Consider the following 16,108-nt stretch of genomic DNA (forward strand, 5'->3'; position numbering starts at 1 on the left):
TGGGTTATTGTGCTTTATGTATCGGCATCCGGTTTCATGCGCTTGTCGAGCAATCGCTGCAGCAAGATAGCAAAATCTTTATCATTGGGAGGCATCAGAAATGTCTTATGATTTCCCTGTACGTTATGCACCTCGAGGCCTTTCAGGGCATACGGTTTCCATCCCAGATAAATAGGATCATCGAGGAAATATAACCGTGTATCTACCCGGAACAGATCAATTAAACAGGCATTGGAAGGTTGCATATGGTACTTGCGATAGGCCGCTTCATATTTTGCATTGATCTTGTCTTCTGCACTATCAATAGCTGGAGGGGGTTGTAGTCCCATATATACAGCGAACTCATTATACTTACGCTTGAAAAAATCTTGTTGATAACGGATGGTTTCCATTGGTTGCCGCATCAGTGAACCGGTTACAAACAATAATTTGGGGAACTGCCGTTTTACCTTCCTGATATACCTGGGCAATCCCGTTTCAAAATGGCCCCGGTTATAAGCATAGGTGTCAAACATCGCCAGCATTTTCACCTGCTTGCCCATGGCCTGTAGTTGCCTGGCCATTTCAAAAGCGACAATGCCCCCGTATGAATAACCGGCCAGGGCATATGTATCGCCAAAGTCTTTTTCCAGCAATGCGGCAATATACTCGGCGGCCATATCCTCAAGCGTCTCAAATGGCTCGTCTACCCCGTTCAGTCCTTTGGACTGAAAGCCATATACCGGCTGGTCAGGGTCTACGTTACGGGCAATGTTGTTGAACAGGAGCACGTTCATGTCGAGCCCGTTCACAATGAAGATCGGTGGTTTGTTACCTGTAGGTTTTACAGGTACTAACAGGTCCCAGGAAATAGACAGCTCATCAAGTTCCAGTTGCTTTGCCAGCTTTTCCACCGTGTTGGCTGTAAACAATCCAGCCAGCGGCAGGCGTTTACCGGTTTCCCTTTCCAGCCGGGCCATGATCTGCATGGCAACTATAGAGGTACCTCCGAGTTCAAAGAAATCATCTCTGATACCTACCTGGTCTATCTCTAAGAGATCGCTCCATATATCAGCGATCAGCTGTTCCTGTTCTGTCCGGGGAGCGATATATACTCTGTTCGCCTTTTCCATTTCCTGCCTGATAGCTTCGAGGGCATTCCTGTCTACTTTCCCATTAGGGGAAAGAGGAAAGCCCGGCAGGGTTACGAAGTTGCTGGGGATCATATACTCCGGCAGGGTTGTTCTTAATACCTTCTGCCATTCAGCAAATTTGGCTCTATTACCGTTTTCCAGTACCACATAGGCTACCAGACGTTCGTCTTTAGGTAAGACTACGACGTCTTTTATTCCTTTTTGTTTACTGAGCGCATGTTCGATCTCTCCCAGTTCAATCCGGTATCCCCTGATCTTTACCTGGTGGTCTATTCGACCCAGGCACTGGATCTCTCCTCCATTAACGATCCGGCCGAGGTCACCCGTTTTATACATCCGTGCACCCGGCATATCGGAGAACGGATCATCCATAAAGAGTTGTGCAGTTAATTCCGGTCTGTTGAGGTAGCCCTTTCCCACTCCTACTCCTCCCATAAAAATCTCGCCTACCGTACCATCAGGTACCGGTCTTAACTGGCTATCCAGAATATAAACGTACATATTCCCTATAGGGCGCCCAACGGTAATGATCTCATCATCGGCATGTATCCGCTTGAATGTTGCCCATACGGTGGTTTCTGTAGGGCCATACATATTCCATAAAGAGTCGCATTTCTCCAGGAGTCTTTCCGCCAGCTTCTTTGATAATGCTTCTCCGCCGATTAAAACTTTTATCGGCAGTCTCTCATCCCATGATTCCAGCATCATCCTCCAGGTAGCCGGTGTAGCCTGCATGACTGTCACCCGCTGTGTTTTGACAATCTCCATCAGTAAGCGCGTGTCCTTTGAGGTCTGTGCATCAGTCAGTATGATCTCTGCCCCTGTGATCAACGGGAGATATAATTCAAGACCTGAAATATCAAAGGAAATAGTAGTAAGGGCAAGTACCCGGTCATTTTTATCCAGGCCAGGTTTCCGTTGCATTTCTACCAGGAAGTTCACTAATCCCCGCTGGGTAATCTGTGCGCCCTTGGGCTTTCCTGTTGAGCCGGAAGTGTATAACACATACACGAGGCTATCCATATCGACGCTTATCTCGGGGGCTGTAATGAGATACTGTGATACCTGTCTGATGAGGTCCTGTATCAGGATCATTCTACCCTTATATTGAAACCTGCTGCCGTATTTTTCTTCCGTAATCAGAAAACCGGCCCCGGTATCTTCCAGCATGAATTCAATTCGAGCCTGAGGATATTCAGGATCCAGAGGTACATAGGCGGCTCCCGATTTAATAATCGCCAGCATGACAACGACCATTTCAGGAGAACGGTCTACTGCAAGCCCAACGATGCATCCTTGTTTGATCCCGTATTCGGCCAGCAGCCTGGTAAATTGATTAACGGAATTATTTAATTTATGATAAGTTAATACGTGATCCCTGAAGCGTAAAGCTATCTTATCGGGGTACAATAACGCTTTTTCATGGATGAGTTCTGGTAAAGAACATAACTCCAGTGGATTTGAATTGCGATGGTAATCCGATATGAGTATGGGATCAATTTTCTCTTGTCTATCCCACATAGGCCTTCAGATATAGTAGTACTGATTATATTCTTCAAACAAGGAAAAACAGAATTTGGTTCAATATGTAGAAAAAACATATCTCTATCCTATACTGTTGCAATTAGTACTGTCCAGGATGCTATATATATTCCCACCAAACCTGAGTAATTAAAACAAATATACTAAAACCCGATAGCAGAATGAACGCAACAACGTTACAGGGTCATTGAAAAACAATTACCGGTTGCTTCCGCTCATAATAGTTAAGTCAGATTCAATAAAGTAAATTAAATTGCCTGCTGTAGCATCATCTTAAATAGATTTTTTTTAATAACTGCTGAAATCATCAGCTATTTAAACATACCCAATGTTTCCCCCGAAACCATCTATTACATGTAAAATCTGTAACACAGCAGCCATGCACTATCCCCTCAATATAAAGGGAAGCGACATTTTTTATTGTAAAAGCTGTGCTGTCTTTTTAAGAGCCGCAAGCTATTCTGATATAGAATTACATCTGGATGGCCGGGGATATACCAATTTGAAAAATGAAGAACTGCTAAGGCAAAAACGAAATCATTTCTTTGACTATATTTTGACTACCACAAGTAAATATACTACTATTGTTACTGCCTGGCTTGACTTTGGCTGTGCCTATGGACATTTACTCCAAAAGCTCCATTCCCGTGGTGTACAGGCATATGGAGTGGAGATAAACAAAAAGTTATACGATTATTGCAATAGTCAGGGGTTACAGGTGTTTACAGCAATGGAAACGCTACCATGTAACCTGTACTTTGACGTAATAAGCGCTATTGACTCTTTCTATTATGACCCTGAACCTATCAAAACCGTTACATCCTTTCATCGTCATCTTACCGACAATGGAATATTGATCCTGCGTATTACGAATCTTAACTGGTTGATGAAATGTCAAAAGCTGTTTGGAATAAAATTACCTTATAGTGGAATGGGGGACGCTTTTATAGGTTACAGCAAAAAGGCTATTGAGAGAGTATTGGAAACAGGGGGATTTAAGATTGTTAAGTATCAATATGCAGAAAAGGGAAAAAAACAGTCCCTGTTTCACAATCTATTTTATAAAGTTACGTATATCCTTTCTATGTTAAGTTTCTATAAATGGCCCGTTACTCCAGGTATCATCATTATTGCCCGGAAAGTCACTAAATAATGGCTCAATCTGCATGATACAGTTCATACTCACGTTTGCCTTTCTTAATGTTTGACCAGGCTTGCCGGAGATCCTTCACTGACTGATACATTGACTGCATTAGATTATCCCGCCATCTGTGTGAATGGAGTAAGACATGCAATCCCTGATCAAGCCGTGTTTCCTGTATCTGGTTATACATATTGAGGATACGGACGAACGTGTCTCTCGCATGCACCATATTGAACTTGCGCGTCAGGAAATAGGCTTCTCCTAGTAAGTTTGTCTCCTTTATCAGTTCGGGATACTCCTGTAACAATTCATTGTTGAGCAGATAGCCATTTTTGGGGAGGAAAAGCTCCGAGTGTCCACAGGCGCTTTTAATGTCTATTCCGATTTTCCTGAACAGGTTCACTTCCCTGATAAACAGTTTTCTCGCTTCAGGAAAATTTCCATGACAGCGATCCAGGCATTCATAATGGAATCCCACTTCATGGTTTAGCGATTGTATCTCTCTCATTATAGATGGGACAAAAACATTACGCCTTGTGTGAAAGTAAAAAGTAGCCGGGAAATCAATATCATGTAATTTATGGGCGAACTTCAGGGCTATTTCCGGAGAATTCTCGACATCGAAGCGTAAAAGGAGAATATTTCCTTTTTCCTCGAGATTGTACAGTTCCGAAATCTTATATACTTTTCTTTTAGTGCGCTGAGCTGCCAGGACGTTAAGCACGTCGGCGAAGTTGTAAGGATTTAAAGCCATGGTGATAGAATTTTTATTTTAAGATCTCTTTAGTGTATTTATTCGCATATTTATAATTGTTCACAACGGTGGTATCATAGACCATGGGGCAGCCATGGCAGAAAGAATGCTCGCCGCATTGTTTCGCCTGCCGGGAGTTTGACACTACCTTTCTTATTTCCTGGTAGGGCGCACCATTCCATACTTCTGATAAGCTGGAGTTAAAGATGTTTCCAAGGGAAGGAGATTTTAACTTTTTCTCTTTGTGATATTGTTCACCAAGCCTGTAAGTGCAGCAAGGGATAACATCACCGTTGTATTTGATGACCGTACCCATATAAGGCCAATGGCACCTGGGGATAACCTTATTTTTTTTAGGCCCCTTAACATCAAAGGTACCTGGGTCGTAATCAGTATAGTTATGCAGGCTTCCCCAAAAAGTAGTAAATTGATCTACTCCCATCTCAGTAAACAAAGTACGGGCTGTTTCTATATCATGAATGTTATGCTGATACTTAATATATTGCACTTCAACCTTGGGATACAAAAGCTGCATCTCTTGTTTCATTTTGCAAATACGGTTCAGATTATCGATCACAACATTAATTCTTCCTCCCACCCTTGTAATTTCATAATCCTCCTGTTTTAGTCCGTCAATGCAAATTGTGAGATGTGTCAGGCCGCTTAATACCAACTCTTTTATTTTCTCATCGCTAAGATTAAAGGAAAAATTAGAGCTTATATGAGTATTTAATTTCGCCTTGCTTGCAATAGCGCACATTTGAGCAAGATCCGGATGAATAAGCGGATCTCCCAAATAGTACAACGACACCAATGTTGTTTTGCCCTTAATTTCATTTATAATTCTGCTGAATTGGGCAACATCCATTTTCTGATTAGCGGTAAAGCTTTGCTGTTGTATGTCTGTATTGGAAGTAGATTTGGCATGTACACATACCGTACAGGATAAGTTACAAAGAGGCGAAATATCAATTTTAACGATGATGGGCTTTGCATGTACCTTGCTTTGTCTGGTGAGAAAGGCCATAATTGCTCCGGCGCTGTTTAACGCTTTGGTAATTGAGAGGTTATCTACAAATCGGCCTAGCCGTCTTTTCAGTAACTTTTTGTAGTTAATTTTTCGTGCTTCGGATTTCATGTTTGGGGTGGTTTTGTATCTAAAATGGAATTTGAGTAATTGAACTTACAATTTTGTCACGAAAAAAAAAATATTTCATTAGCGCATATCGAATATTTGTCCTTATAATACAAACGCTTATGAAAACAGATAACTGGATAATATTAGAACAATTACTAGATTGTAAATATTCTTAATGACATTTACTGAATGATGATTAACAAAAAATTGGTTACCTGATTTCGCGTTTCATTAGAGAATTTTCATTTGGAATTCATGGCTACAGACTCAGAGGATCTACTTCCCAATACAGAACTTACTGAAGATAAAATCCAGCTGGTCTTCATTTGTGATCTGCCCGGTGATCTCACCCAGGTAATGCAGGCATCTCCTGATATCAAGTGCCAACAGATCTCCCGGGAGCTGATTATCCAGTCCGGCCCTTACATCCTGCAGGGCATTCAATACTTCCTGTAAAGCCGCATAATGACGTGCATTTGTTACAATGGTATCTTCAGTGTTGATATCGCCACTCATTACTTTCTGTACCAGACGGTCCTTCAATTCCTGGATATGTTCATGTTGTCTGGCAGAAATAAACAAAATGCCATCTATCCCCCCGAATTTTCTCTCCGCAGCTGGCAGCCCTATAATATCAGTCTTATTACCAATCAGGAGGTAATTGACGTCTTCCTGTTCAAATAACGCTACCTGAGCCTGGAGGTCGGCCATTGAGGTTTCATTTACATCAAACAGGTATAATACCACTCCCGCCTCCCGGATTTTCTCCATTGTCTTCTGCACACCGATGCTTTCAATAACATCTGCACTTTCACGAATGCCGGCTGTATCGATAAGACGAAAGAGGACTCCCTGTATGTTTAAGACCTCCTCTATGGTATCGCGTGTAGTACCAGCAATATCACTGACGATGGCCCTGTTTTCATTCAGGAGGGTATTGAGCAGGGTAGACTTGCCTGCATTGGGCTTGCCTACAATAGCGGTATTTACACCGTTTTTGATCACGTTTCCCATGCGGAAAGAATCTACCAGGTGCTTTACTACTTCCGTCGCTTCACTGATCAGACGGTATAACTGCGTGCGGTCAGCGAATTCAACATCTTCCTGGCTAAAGTCCAGTTCCAGTTCAATCAGTGCGGAGAAGCTGATTAGTTGTTCCCGGAGAGCGTATAACTCCTTCGAAAAACCACCTCTCATCTGCTGCATGGCAGTCTGATGACTGGCGGCGGAGTTGCTGGCAATAAGGTCGGCGACTGACTCTGCCTGGGTAAGGTCGAGTTTACCGTTGAGGAATGCCCGCATGGTATATTCCCCAGGCTTGGCCATTCTGGCGCCTGTGTGAATACAGGCATCAATGATCTGCTGTTGGATATAGGGAGATCCATGACAGGATATTTCGACAATGTCTTCCCCGGTATAGGAACGGGGAGCTTTATAAAGGCTTACTACCACCTCATCGATGGTACGGCCGTTTTCAACAATAGCCCCGAAATGAAGTGTGTGGCCGGGCTGCTGATGCAGGTCTTTTGCAGGGAACAATTTATTACAGATGTCGATGGCTTTCGTTCCATTCAGGCGGATCACCGCAATCGCTCCTATTCCTGGCGCCGTAGCCAACGCTACGATAGTATCATCGTATCCTGTAAGATTATTCCCAAGCATAACATTCAAATTCAGGCAGCAATATACCAATAAATAAAAAATCCCAGTCCCGGGGATACCGGTACTGGGATTTAAGATCAATATCCTTAGATCTGCTACTCTTGTAAAGTAAAGCGGATTGGCAGGTTGAACTGTACGGATACCTGACGGCCGTTCTGTTTACCAGCTTTCCATTTAGGCATTATTTTTACCACGCGGATCGCTTCTTCTTCCAGACCACCGCCTTTCGCAGCGCCTACAGTTTTTACATCTTTGATGTTACCTTCAGAATCTACTACGAACTGTACGAACACAGTACCTGAGATCGCATTTTCCTGCGCAACGCGAGGGTAGTGGATGTTTTTGCTCAGGAACTTAGCCAGCGCTTCTTCACCACCAGGGAAGGTAGGCGGCTGTTCTACGAACGTAAAGATCTCTTCTTTTGGAGGAGGAGGTGGAGCCTCTACCACACCGGTACCTTTACTGTCATCCAGCAATCCCGGGTCGATACCATTAGGATCACCTTCTACAGTTTTAGTACTGATCGCCTTATTCTCAATTTCCTTGATTTTTGGCGGTACTTCATCTTCTGGTACTTCTTCATCCTTCTTGATTACAGGAGGAGTGAACTGCACGGAAGGTTTCACTGGTGGTGGTGGAGCAGGTGGAGGCGGAGGTGGTGGTGGAGTTTTCGGATCATCCGGAAGCTTCACGTCCTCCATCTTAATCTGCTCAATAACAGGCTGCTTGTTAGGGTTTTCCCTTTCAATCTTGAGTATGTAGTTATTTATTGCATAACCTCCGATAACAACTAACATCAGCGCAGCACTACCAATGATGGCGTTGCGTACCCTTTTGTCGTACTGTCGTCTGAGATCATAAGCCCCATATTCTTTATTCCTGTTCTCAAACAGGATATCCAGAAAATCGGACTTTAAGATTTTAGCGGTATCCATTGTTTAAATTTTAAGGATGGATGCAAAAGTTAAGTGTCAATTACTTGGAGCCACCGCCGCCGCCGTTAGCTGCCTCAGTTTGACGGATCCAGGTTTTATCCTGATCACTGATGTCAACTGTTGCGTAACGTTGAATACGGTTAATAGCCATTTCGTCCAGAATGTCAACGAAATCCTTGTATGTAGCGTCATCATCAGCTTTAATGATCACTACCACATCTTCAGGTTCCCCTTTTGCATTTCTCGCTTTAGCAACCTCATCACGCTTTTTAATAATTACGTCTCTGATACCGCCTTTGTTGGCAAAGGTAGTAGCCTTGAAGAAGTCAGGATTGGCTGATGCATTCGGGTCTTGCGCCAAACCTTCGTAATAATATACCCGGTCTTTTTTGCCAAGCAGTATAGTGAGGGCAGTACTTTCTTTTACTTTGTTCTGCTCTTTTTCATCCTTAGTATCCTTCGGCATGATCAGGTCCATTGTTTTGGGCTTGCTCATGGTTGTTGTCAACATGAAGAAAGTGATCAGCAGAAATCCAAGATCCACCATCGGAGTCATGTCTACGCGGGTAGACTGCTTCTTTGATTTCGTACCCTGGTGTTTGCCTTTCCCACCACTACTACTGGTATCCATTTCTGCCATAGTAGCTCTTTTTTTAAGTTTTCAATAGCAACCCAGCGCCGCAGCACTGCCTGCTGTTTACTTTTAAATCGCTTTATTTTTCTTCATCACGGGCTAAAGCGGCCGCTGTTCCTGGCGGAGGTGCCTCCAGATTTGTAACCAGGTTCAGTTTCTGGATCTTCTTTTCTTTGAAGGTATCCAGGATGTCCTTAATCTTAGGATAAGGAGTTTGGTTATCGGCTTTCACGCAGTACTGCAGTCTTGGGTTTCCGCCCTGTGCAGATCTCGCGTATTCGATCCATACTGCAACTTCATTATTGGCAGAGTCAGTTGGAATACCTACTTCCAGACCTGCTTTCTTACGCTCTTCCGGTTTCATGGAGAGATAAGATTTCAGGTTTTTGATTTCAGTTCCTACGCTGGCGCCAATGATAAAGTTGTTCATTTCTTTGTCACTCAGTCCAAGCTTGTACTGCTCATTCAGATCCTGAATCAGTTTCTGCCTTTTAGGCTGACCGTCCATACTGAAGAATACCCTACCGTCTTTATCCACTGTCAACATGATTACATCAGAATCCGGCAGCAGTTTAGTATTGATAGAAGACGGAGTTACCACAGTCACCGGCTCGTCCGGTTTAAATTTAGTAGCCAGCATGAAGAACGTGAGCAGCAAGAAAGCCACGTCACACATCGCGGTCATGTCAACCAGCGTGCTCTTCCTGGGCATTTTAACTTTAGGCATCTTTACTCCTTTTTAGGTTTACTTTATATAGATTCAAAACTGCTAGTTTTCCATACAAATAATTAAAAAATTATTTGTGGTTTGCAGCGAAGCTCTGAGTTAAAGTAAAACCAGACTCGTCGATTGCATAAGTGATGCTATCGATATTGGTAGTAAAGAAGTTATACATGATGATCGCGATAGCGGAAGTACCGATACCCAGAGCGGTGTTGATCAACGCCTCAGAGATACCTAACGCCAGTTTGGATGAATCCGGAGCACCAGCTGCAGACATCGCGGAGAAGGATTTGATCATACCCAATACTGTACCGAACAGACCTAACAGGGTTGCTACTGAAGCGATAGTGGACAGGAACACCAGGTTCTTTTCCATCATTGGCAGTTCCAGTGCAGTTGTTTCTTCGATCTCGTTCTTGATAGTCAGGATCTTCTGCTCAGTATCCAGTTCAGTGTTAGTGATCATTTCTTTGTACTTTTTCAGACCAGCTTTCATCACATTACCTACAGAACCTTTCTGTTTGTCACACTCAGCCAGCGCTGCATCTACGTTTTTGTTAGCCAGGTGGAACTGAACTCTTCTTACCAGGTCAGCACCGCTGAACTTACCTTTAGCTTTGCTGATATAGAGGAAACGCTCAATTACGAAAGTGATACAGATCAATAATACAGAAATAAGAATAGGTACAATAGCACCACCCTGATAAACTGTTGCGAACCATTTTCCGATACCTTCTTCAACTGGATGTCCGCCTACGATTCCGCCCTGGAAGTTATCTGCACTACCTAATACTAACAGGTAAAAGAGAACACCTATAACTATACAGATAGGTACGGCCAGCAATGCAAATACATTGGATGACTTTTTAGCTTGATGAGAAGTTGCTTTGGCAGAACCTGCAGTCACAGTTGTTTTAGTCTCAGCCATGTTGATTGAATTTTAGTGTTAAAGATTAAACTATTGTTTTTTGTTATTTCTGCAATATAAATACGTGATTCGCAAAGTTATACGGTTGACCCAAAAAAACAAGTGCAGCTCTCAAAATCTCACAAAATTTAACGCACTCACTGAAGGCCGCCAGCAGCCGGCCTTACCATCTCCTGTTTTGTTGAGCATACACTTTAATTGTCAAATACAACCTATTTCAAATAATGGGTTACGCCCCTTATGATTACCATCCTTGGAACCTGAAATTTATTGATTTTTTTCAAAGTTGGACGCACAATTTAAGAAATTTTTTAAATGTTCCAACAGAAATTTTCCGGTGTTTTTTTTACTCCTATCCCGCTACCATTCACACTTTGAGTCACTTTCAGCTTGCTTCACAGTCATTATAACGCCATACAATTACAGTTATTTACATTACTGTTTCACCCTGTCTAACGTGGAACCTAAACGTCTGTAACCAGTGAAAAATGTTTGTAATGGCCCTGTTGCAGCATTTCATTCACTCTGTAATATAAGCATAAAAGATACCATATCAACAAATTTATTCATAGACGGCAAACACGGCATCTTCCCCTATATGCCCCTCTTTTCCTCCACCTCCATTCCTGTAATATTTTAAGCGTTCATGGAATTCCCCGATAAGTTACTGCTTAATATGTGTATTTTCAACACCTACCTGCCTAAAATCTGGTTATTAGAAAACAAATGAACAAACACTTTATCCGTACCATGGCTATAACAAGCGCAGGTACGCTATTATTGATGCTGACTATCAATCCACTATCAGCACAACGGAGAAAGAAGACCGAGCAACCAACCATCGCAGCTAAAGATTCTACCGCCCGTCCGCCTATGCCTGCCAAAAGCAGCCCTAAAACTGCTCCAAAGAAATTCGGAGAGGTGATCAATTCCGCCGCCATAGCAGATTCCGGCCTGTTCAATATCTATAAACAGGACGACAAGGTGTTCTTCGAAATTGCTGATTCCCTCCTGGGCAGAGATATACTGGTAGTGAACCGTATATCCAAATCAGCCGCCGGCCTGCGTTCCTCTATGATGGGATATAGCGGGGATGAGATTGGAGAAAATGTTATCCGCTTCGAAAAAGGTCCTAACAACAGAATCTTCCTGAAAAACATCTCTTATAGTGAAATCTCGAAAGATTCCAGTCAGCCAATGTTTAACGCTGTAATGAATTCCAATATTCAACCCATTGCCGCTGCGTTTGATATTAAAGCGATATCCGATCAGGGCAACAGCACCGTTATTGATCTGACTGATTATATACAAGGTGATAATGACATCTTCTTTTTTGACTCCCGTGTTAAGAATGGTCTGAAACTGGGAGCAGTGCAACAGGATAAGTCCTATATAGTGGACGTTAAATCCTACCCGATCAATACTGAGATCAAGACAGTTAAAACCTATTCAAAATCAGGCGGACAACAAGGCCCCGGTGCCCCAGCACAGGGAGGGAATGCTACCCTGGAGTTAAACTCTTCCATGATACTGCTTCCGGCAGTTCCAATGCAGTCCCGGTATTTTGATCCACGGGTAGGTTTCTTCACAACATCCGTAACAGATTTTGACCTGGACCCTCAAGGCGTAAAACGCCTGTCTATGGTTACCCGCTGGCGCCTTGAGCCCAAACCGGAAGACCAGGAGAAATATAAACGCGGAGAACTTGTGGAACCTGTCAAACCGATCATCTTTTATATCGATCCGGCAACTCCTAAGAAATGGGTACCGTACCTTATTCAGGGAGTTAACGACTGGCAGTCTGCCTTCGAAAAAGCTGGTTTTAAGAACGCTATCATAGCTAAGGTGGCTCCTACCCGCGAACAGGATTCCACCTGGAGTCTTGAAGATGCACGCTTCTCTGCTATCGTATATAAACCCTCTGATATTCCTAATGCAAGTGGTCCTCATATTCACGATCCCCGCTCAGGAGAGATCATGGAAAGCCATATTAACTGGTATCATAACGTGATGCGTCTGTTACGTAACTGGTACTTTGTACAATGTGCCCCCACAGATCCACGGGCCAGGAATATGCAGTTCAACGATACACTTATGGGAGAACTTATCAGATTTGTGTCTTCGCATGAAGTAGGCCATACGCTGGGTCTTCGTCACAACTTCGGTTCCAGCTCTGCCTACCCTGTAGAGAAACTGAGGGACAAAGCATGGGTAAAGGAAAATGGACATGCCCCTTCTATTATGGACTATGCACGCTTTAACTATGTTGCACAACCGGAAGATGGCATTACGGGAAGTGATCTCTATCCTCGTATCAACTTCTATGACAAATGGGCTATTGAATGGGGTTATCGTCAAATCCCTGGTGCCAAAAATCCGGAAGATGAGAAAGCGACTCTTAATAAATGGACCATCGAAAAATTAAAAGACAAGCGATATTGGTTCGGCACAGAGATGAATCCAGACGATCCACGGTCGCAGAATGAAGACCTTGGCGATAATGCTATGAAAGCAGGCAGCTATGGTATTAAGAATCTTCAGCGCATCATTCCTAATCTGCTTACCTGGACCAAAGAAGATAACGAAGGATATGCGAATCTTACTGAGCTGTACCGCGAAGTAAATACCCAGTTCGGCCGATACCTGGGACATGTTGCTAAAAACATCGGAGGTATTTATGAAACGCCTAAAACTGTGGAACAGGAAGGCGGCGTTTACGAAGCCGTTGCAAAAAGCACTCAGTTAGAAGCTGTACAATTCCTCAACGAGCAGGTATTTACTACGCCTAAATGGCTGTTAAATAAAGACATTCTTTCCCGCACAGGAAATAATGCTACTGCTATTATCAGCGCACGCCAGACACCTGTATTAGACAGGATCCTGAGTGCTGCCACATTGACGAAACTAATCAATAATGAGGCGAATGACGGTCCTGAAAGCTATCAGGCTGGCACCTTCCTTAATGATGTGAAAAAGGGTGTCTTCAGTGAAATCTATACACGGAAAAATATTGACGTTTTCCGCCGTAACCTGCAGAAATCATACGTTCAGCATATCATACAATTACTAACGCCAGGCGACCAGCTCAGTAATCCAATGATGATCATGTTTGGCGTACAACCTGCAGATCCTACCAAATCTGATGTCAGCAGTATTGCCCGCGCTCACCTGGTATCTTTACGTACAGATATACGTGCCGCCGCTGCTGCTTCCCAGGACCCGTTAAGCCGTTATCACCTTACGGATCTTGCAGAAAGGATCTCTCAGGCACTTGAGCCTAAATAACAGTACTATCTGTAAAGGAGGAAGGCCCGGTAATACCGGGCCTTCCTCCTTTTTATGTAATAATATTTAACTCGATGAAAATAATGCGGTTGCTTCTTATTAAAGTTGCTCAATATATCGCTATATTTATATACTGAACCTCAAGAATGTGAAAGAACGAAGTACCAAGATCACCATTTACGACATTGCCAGAGTGCTTAATTTATCTGCTTCCACGGTTTCGAGAGCATTACAGAACAATAAGCTGATCAACCAGGAAACCAGGGATAAAGTACGGCAAACAGCCACTGAAATGGGCTATGTTCCGAACTGGATCGCATCCAGTCTGAGAAGGAACCGTTCCAATATTATAGGATTGATCGTCCCGCGTACTTCCATGTATTTTCAAAGTACGGCGATCAGTGGCATTCAGCATGAAGCACACCGGTATGGCTTCAGTATCGTGATAGGCCAGTCAGATGATACACTTGAAATGGAAATGGAACTGGTAAATACGTTCTTTTCCCTACGCGTGGATGGATTACTTGCAGTGTCATCTATGTTCACAACTGCCTATGAACATTTCACTCCTTTTATTAAAAACAATATTCCGCTTGTCTTCTACGACCGCGTTCCTGCAGACTTTCCCGGGTATACCATTACAGGAGATGACTTCAAAGGAGGTTTTCTTGCTACCGAACATCTTATCAGGCAGGGATGTAAACGGATCGCACATTTCTCCGGTAACCTAACCTGTAATCTCTACCAGCAACGCCTGCGTGGTTATAAAGCGGCACTCGAGAAATATAGTATCCCTTTTGATGAACGTTTACTGTACGTGCATAACCTCACATCTGAAGCTGCCACTACTGCCTCCAGAGAACTGCTGTCAAAAGATGAATATCCCGATGGCCTCTTTGCAGCCAATGATACTTCCGCTGTAGCATTTATTCAGGAAGCAAAACGGCAACAGGTAGCTGTTCCGGGCGACATTAAAGTAGTCGGCTATTCTAATGACCAATCATCCAGGATTATTACACCTGCACTTTCAACGATCGAACAGTCAGGATATGAAATGGGACAAAAAGCTGTAGACACCATCGTTAAACTGATTAACTACGGCGATACTATGAAAATCACTAAACACTTTGTATTTCCTGTTGAATTGATAGAACGGGAATCCTCCAGCCAGTAAAATTTATATTGCTTAAACTTATATCTTATGCGAAATTATCTCAACCTGACGATGCTTGCCTGTTGTGGTGTCGTCACCTTCTCCGCGTGCAATCAGCATATTTACGTCCCGAATACCGTCAATGAACCGCTGTTAAAAGAGAAACATGAGTTCAAGGGAAGCGTCTCTCCCAGCAACTACCAGGCAGCTTTCGCCCTTACCAACAATATTGCAGTAATGGCCAATGGCCAGTATGTATATGACTTCCTGGATGCAAGCGATAATGAGGGATCAGATGTTATTGTAGACAGTGATACCAGAGGAGGTGTAATAGAAGGTGCTATAGGCTATTTTAAGCCCCTTGATCCGAAGAAAAGAATGGTCTTTGACGTCTATGCCGGTTATGGAAGGGGCAGTTTTAAAACGCTCGCAGATGCCTATCAAAGTAGTACAGAAAGAGTCGTGAATGACTACCTGCTCAGAACACATTTCAACAAGTATTTCATTCAGCCAGGTATTGGTCTCTCTCATCCTGTCATAGAAGCAGCTTTCACATCCCGCATTTCCCTGTTGAAGTTTAATAGTCTTTACGCGGGCCCTAAAGCCTTTGAAAACGACACTGCGAGAAGAGTGAATTACATGAGTATCGGCAATAAGGTACTGCCTTTATATGAGCCTGCATTTACGTTCCGGGTGGGATATAAGTATGTAAAATTCCAGATGCAGCTACTGTTCTCTTTGCTGATAAATGACGAGAGGTACGGAGGATATGATATTGATGATTATTTTCAGCCTGTAGCTTTAAACATGGGGGTATCAGTAAATATTGCACACTGGTATGATGACTTTAAAAAGAAAAGATAGCAGCCTGTTAAACAGGTATAAAATAAAAAAGCTCCGAGACGTTTGTCCGGAGCTTTTTTAAATAAATATGGCAGCTACCTACTCTCCCGCATGATAGTGCAGTACCATCGGCCATGAGGGGCTTAACTTCTCTGTTCGGAATGGGAAGAGGTGAACACCCTCGGCATAACCACCATAAGATCTTTACTATATGTAGAATGATCTTCGTCTTT

At 43.2% G+C, this 16,108-nt stretch carries 12 protein-coding genes and 1 rRNA gene; 4 read left to right on the top strand and 9 right to left on the bottom strand.

Features of this window, described 5'->3' with window-relative positions; all coding sequences use genetic code 11:
- Positions 1-14: 14 nt before the first annotated feature.
- The gene (locus tag BLR32_RS24205) at positions 15-2,654 is read right to left on the bottom strand and encodes a non-ribosomal peptide synthetase (protein ID WP_089835424.1); all 2,640 of its coding nucleotides are present in this window, start codon (positions 2,652-2,654) and stop codon (positions 15-17) included.
- Between the two features lie 349 nt (positions 2,655-3,003).
- Here BLR32_RS24205 and BLR32_RS24210 point away from each other — a divergent pair, with 349 nt between their 5' ends.
- The gene (locus BLR32_RS24210; protein WP_089835425.1) at positions 3,004-3,828 is read left to right on the top strand and encodes a class I SAM-dependent methyltransferase; all 825 of its coding nucleotides are present in this window, start codon (positions 3,004-3,006) and stop codon (positions 3,826-3,828) included.
- Positions 3,829-3,832: 4 nt separating this feature from the next.
- Here BLR32_RS24210 and BLR32_RS24215 read toward each other — a convergent pair whose 3' ends face one another.
- The 7 genes from BLR32_RS24215 to BLR32_RS24245 form a co-directional block, all read right to left on the bottom strand.
- Positions 3,833-4,573 carry a hypothetical protein gene (locus tag BLR32_RS24215; RefSeq protein WP_089835426.1) on the bottom strand — a complete coding sequence of 247 codons (741 nt, stop codon included), beginning with the start codon at positions 4,571-4,573 and terminating at the stop codon, positions 3,833-3,835.
- A 13-nt stretch (positions 4,574-4,586) separates the two neighbouring features.
- On the bottom strand, positions 4,587-5,711 hold the full coding sequence (locus BLR32_RS24220) for a radical SAM/SPASM domain-containing protein (protein ID WP_089835427.1): 1,125 nt from the start codon (positions 5,709-5,711) through the stop codon (positions 4,587-4,589).
- A 276-nt stretch (positions 5,712-5,987) separates the two neighbouring features.
- Positions 5,988-7,373, bottom strand: a complete 1,386-nt coding sequence (gene mnmE, locus BLR32_RS24225; RefSeq protein ID WP_089835428.1) for a tRNA uridine-5-carboxymethylaminomethyl(34) synthesis GTPase MnmE — start codon at positions 7,371-7,373, stop codon at positions 5,988-5,990.
- A gap of 95 nt (positions 7,374-7,468) precedes the next feature.
- Positions 7,469-8,308 carry an energy transducer TonB gene (locus tag BLR32_RS24230; RefSeq protein WP_089835429.1) on the bottom strand — a complete coding sequence of 280 codons (840 nt, stop codon included), beginning with the start codon at positions 8,306-8,308 and terminating at the stop codon, positions 7,469-7,471.
- Positions 8,309-8,348: 40 nt separating this feature from the next.
- Positions 8,349-8,948 (bottom strand): ExbD/TolR family protein, encoded by a 600-nt coding sequence (locus tag BLR32_RS24235; RefSeq protein WP_089835430.1) that lies wholly within the window; start codon positions 8,946-8,948, stop codon positions 8,349-8,351.
- 73 nt (positions 8,949-9,021) lie between these two features.
- Positions 9,022-9,669 carry an ExbD/TolR family protein gene (locus BLR32_RS24240; protein ID WP_089835431.1) on the bottom strand — a complete coding sequence of 216 codons (648 nt, stop codon included), beginning with the start codon at positions 9,667-9,669 and terminating at the stop codon, positions 9,022-9,024.
- A gap of 70 nt (positions 9,670-9,739) precedes the next feature.
- Positions 9,740-10,594 (bottom strand): MotA/TolQ/ExbB proton channel family protein, encoded by an 855-nt coding sequence (locus BLR32_RS24245; protein WP_089835432.1) that lies wholly within the window; start codon positions 10,592-10,594, stop codon positions 9,740-9,742.
- A gap of 726 nt (positions 10,595-11,320) precedes the next feature.
- Here BLR32_RS24245 and BLR32_RS24250 point away from each other — a divergent pair.
- The 3 genes from BLR32_RS24250 to BLR32_RS24260 all read left to right on the top strand — a co-directional run bounded on the left by BLR32_RS24250 (position 11,321) and on the right by BLR32_RS24260 (position 15,896).
- Positions 11,321-13,879: a zinc-dependent metalloprotease gene (locus tag BLR32_RS24250; RefSeq protein WP_089835433.1), complete on the top strand. Its 2,559-nt coding sequence runs from the start codon at positions 11,321-11,323 to the stop codon at positions 13,877-13,879.
- 148 nt (positions 13,880-14,027) lie between these two features.
- Positions 14,028-15,053 carry a LacI family DNA-binding transcriptional regulator gene (locus BLR32_RS24255; RefSeq protein WP_089835434.1) on the top strand — a complete coding sequence of 342 codons (1,026 nt, stop codon included), beginning with the start codon at positions 14,028-14,030 and terminating at the stop codon, positions 15,051-15,053.
- 27 nt (positions 15,054-15,080) lie between these two features.
- Positions 15,081-15,896: a hypothetical protein gene (locus BLR32_RS24260; RefSeq protein ID WP_089835435.1), complete on the top strand. Its 816-nt coding sequence runs from the start codon at positions 15,081-15,083 to the stop codon at positions 15,894-15,896.
- Positions 15,897-15,961: 65 nt separating this feature from the next.
- Here BLR32_RS24260 and rrf read toward each other — a convergent pair.
- Positions 15,962-16,073, bottom strand: a 5S ribosomal RNA gene (gene rrf / locus BLR32_RS24265).
- Between the last annotated feature and the right edge of the window lie 35 nt (positions 16,074-16,108).

Source organism: Chitinophaga filiformis, assembly GCF_900102545.1.
GTDB classification, from domain to species: Bacteria; Bacteroidota; Bacteroidia; order Chitinophagales; family Chitinophagaceae; genus Chitinophaga; species Chitinophaga filiformis.

What these genes read in the sequence shown, in the direction of transcription:
- BLR32_RS24220 (WP_089835427.1), bottom strand. Translation starts at nt 5,711, where the DNA reads ATGAAATCCGAAGCACGAAAAATTAACTACAAAAAGTTACTGAAAAGA.
- BLR32_RS24240 (WP_089835431.1), bottom strand. Translation starts at nt 9,669, where the DNA reads ATGCCTAAAGTTAAAATGCCCAGGAAGAGCACGCTGGTTGACATGACC.
- BLR32_RS24230 (WP_089835429.1), bottom strand. Translation starts at nt 8,308, where the DNA reads ATGGATACCGCTAAAATCTTAAAGTCCGATTTTCTGGATATCCTGTTT.
- BLR32_RS24215 (WP_089835426.1), bottom strand. Translation starts at nt 4,573, where the DNA reads ATGGCTTTAAATCCTTACAACTTCGCCGACGTGCTTAACGTCCTGGCA.
- BLR32_RS24250 (WP_089835433.1), top strand. Translation starts at nt 11,321, where the DNA reads ATGAACAAACACTTTATCCGTACCATGGCTATAACAAGCGCAGGTACG.
- mnmE (WP_089835428.1), bottom strand. Translation starts at nt 7,373, where the DNA reads ATGCTTGGGAATAATCTTACAGGATACGATGATACTATCGTAGCGTTG.
- BLR32_RS24245 (WP_089835432.1), bottom strand. Translation starts at nt 10,594, where the DNA reads ATGGCTGAGACTAAAACAACTGTGACTGCAGGTTCTGCCAAAGCAACT.
- BLR32_RS24235 (WP_089835430.1), bottom strand. Translation starts at nt 8,948, where the DNA reads ATGGCAGAAATGGATACCAGTAGTAGTGGTGGGAAAGGCAAACACCAG.
- BLR32_RS24205 (WP_089835424.1), bottom strand. Translation starts at nt 2,654, where the DNA reads ATGTGGGATAGACAAGAGAAAATTGATCCCATACTCATATCGGATTAC.
- BLR32_RS24210 (WP_089835425.1), top strand. Translation starts at nt 3,004, where the DNA reads ATGTTTCCCCCGAAACCATCTATTACATGTAAAATCTGTAACACAGCA.
- BLR32_RS24260 (WP_089835435.1), top strand. Translation starts at nt 15,081, where the DNA reads ATGCGAAATTATCTCAACCTGACGATGCTTGCCTGTTGTGGTGTCGTC.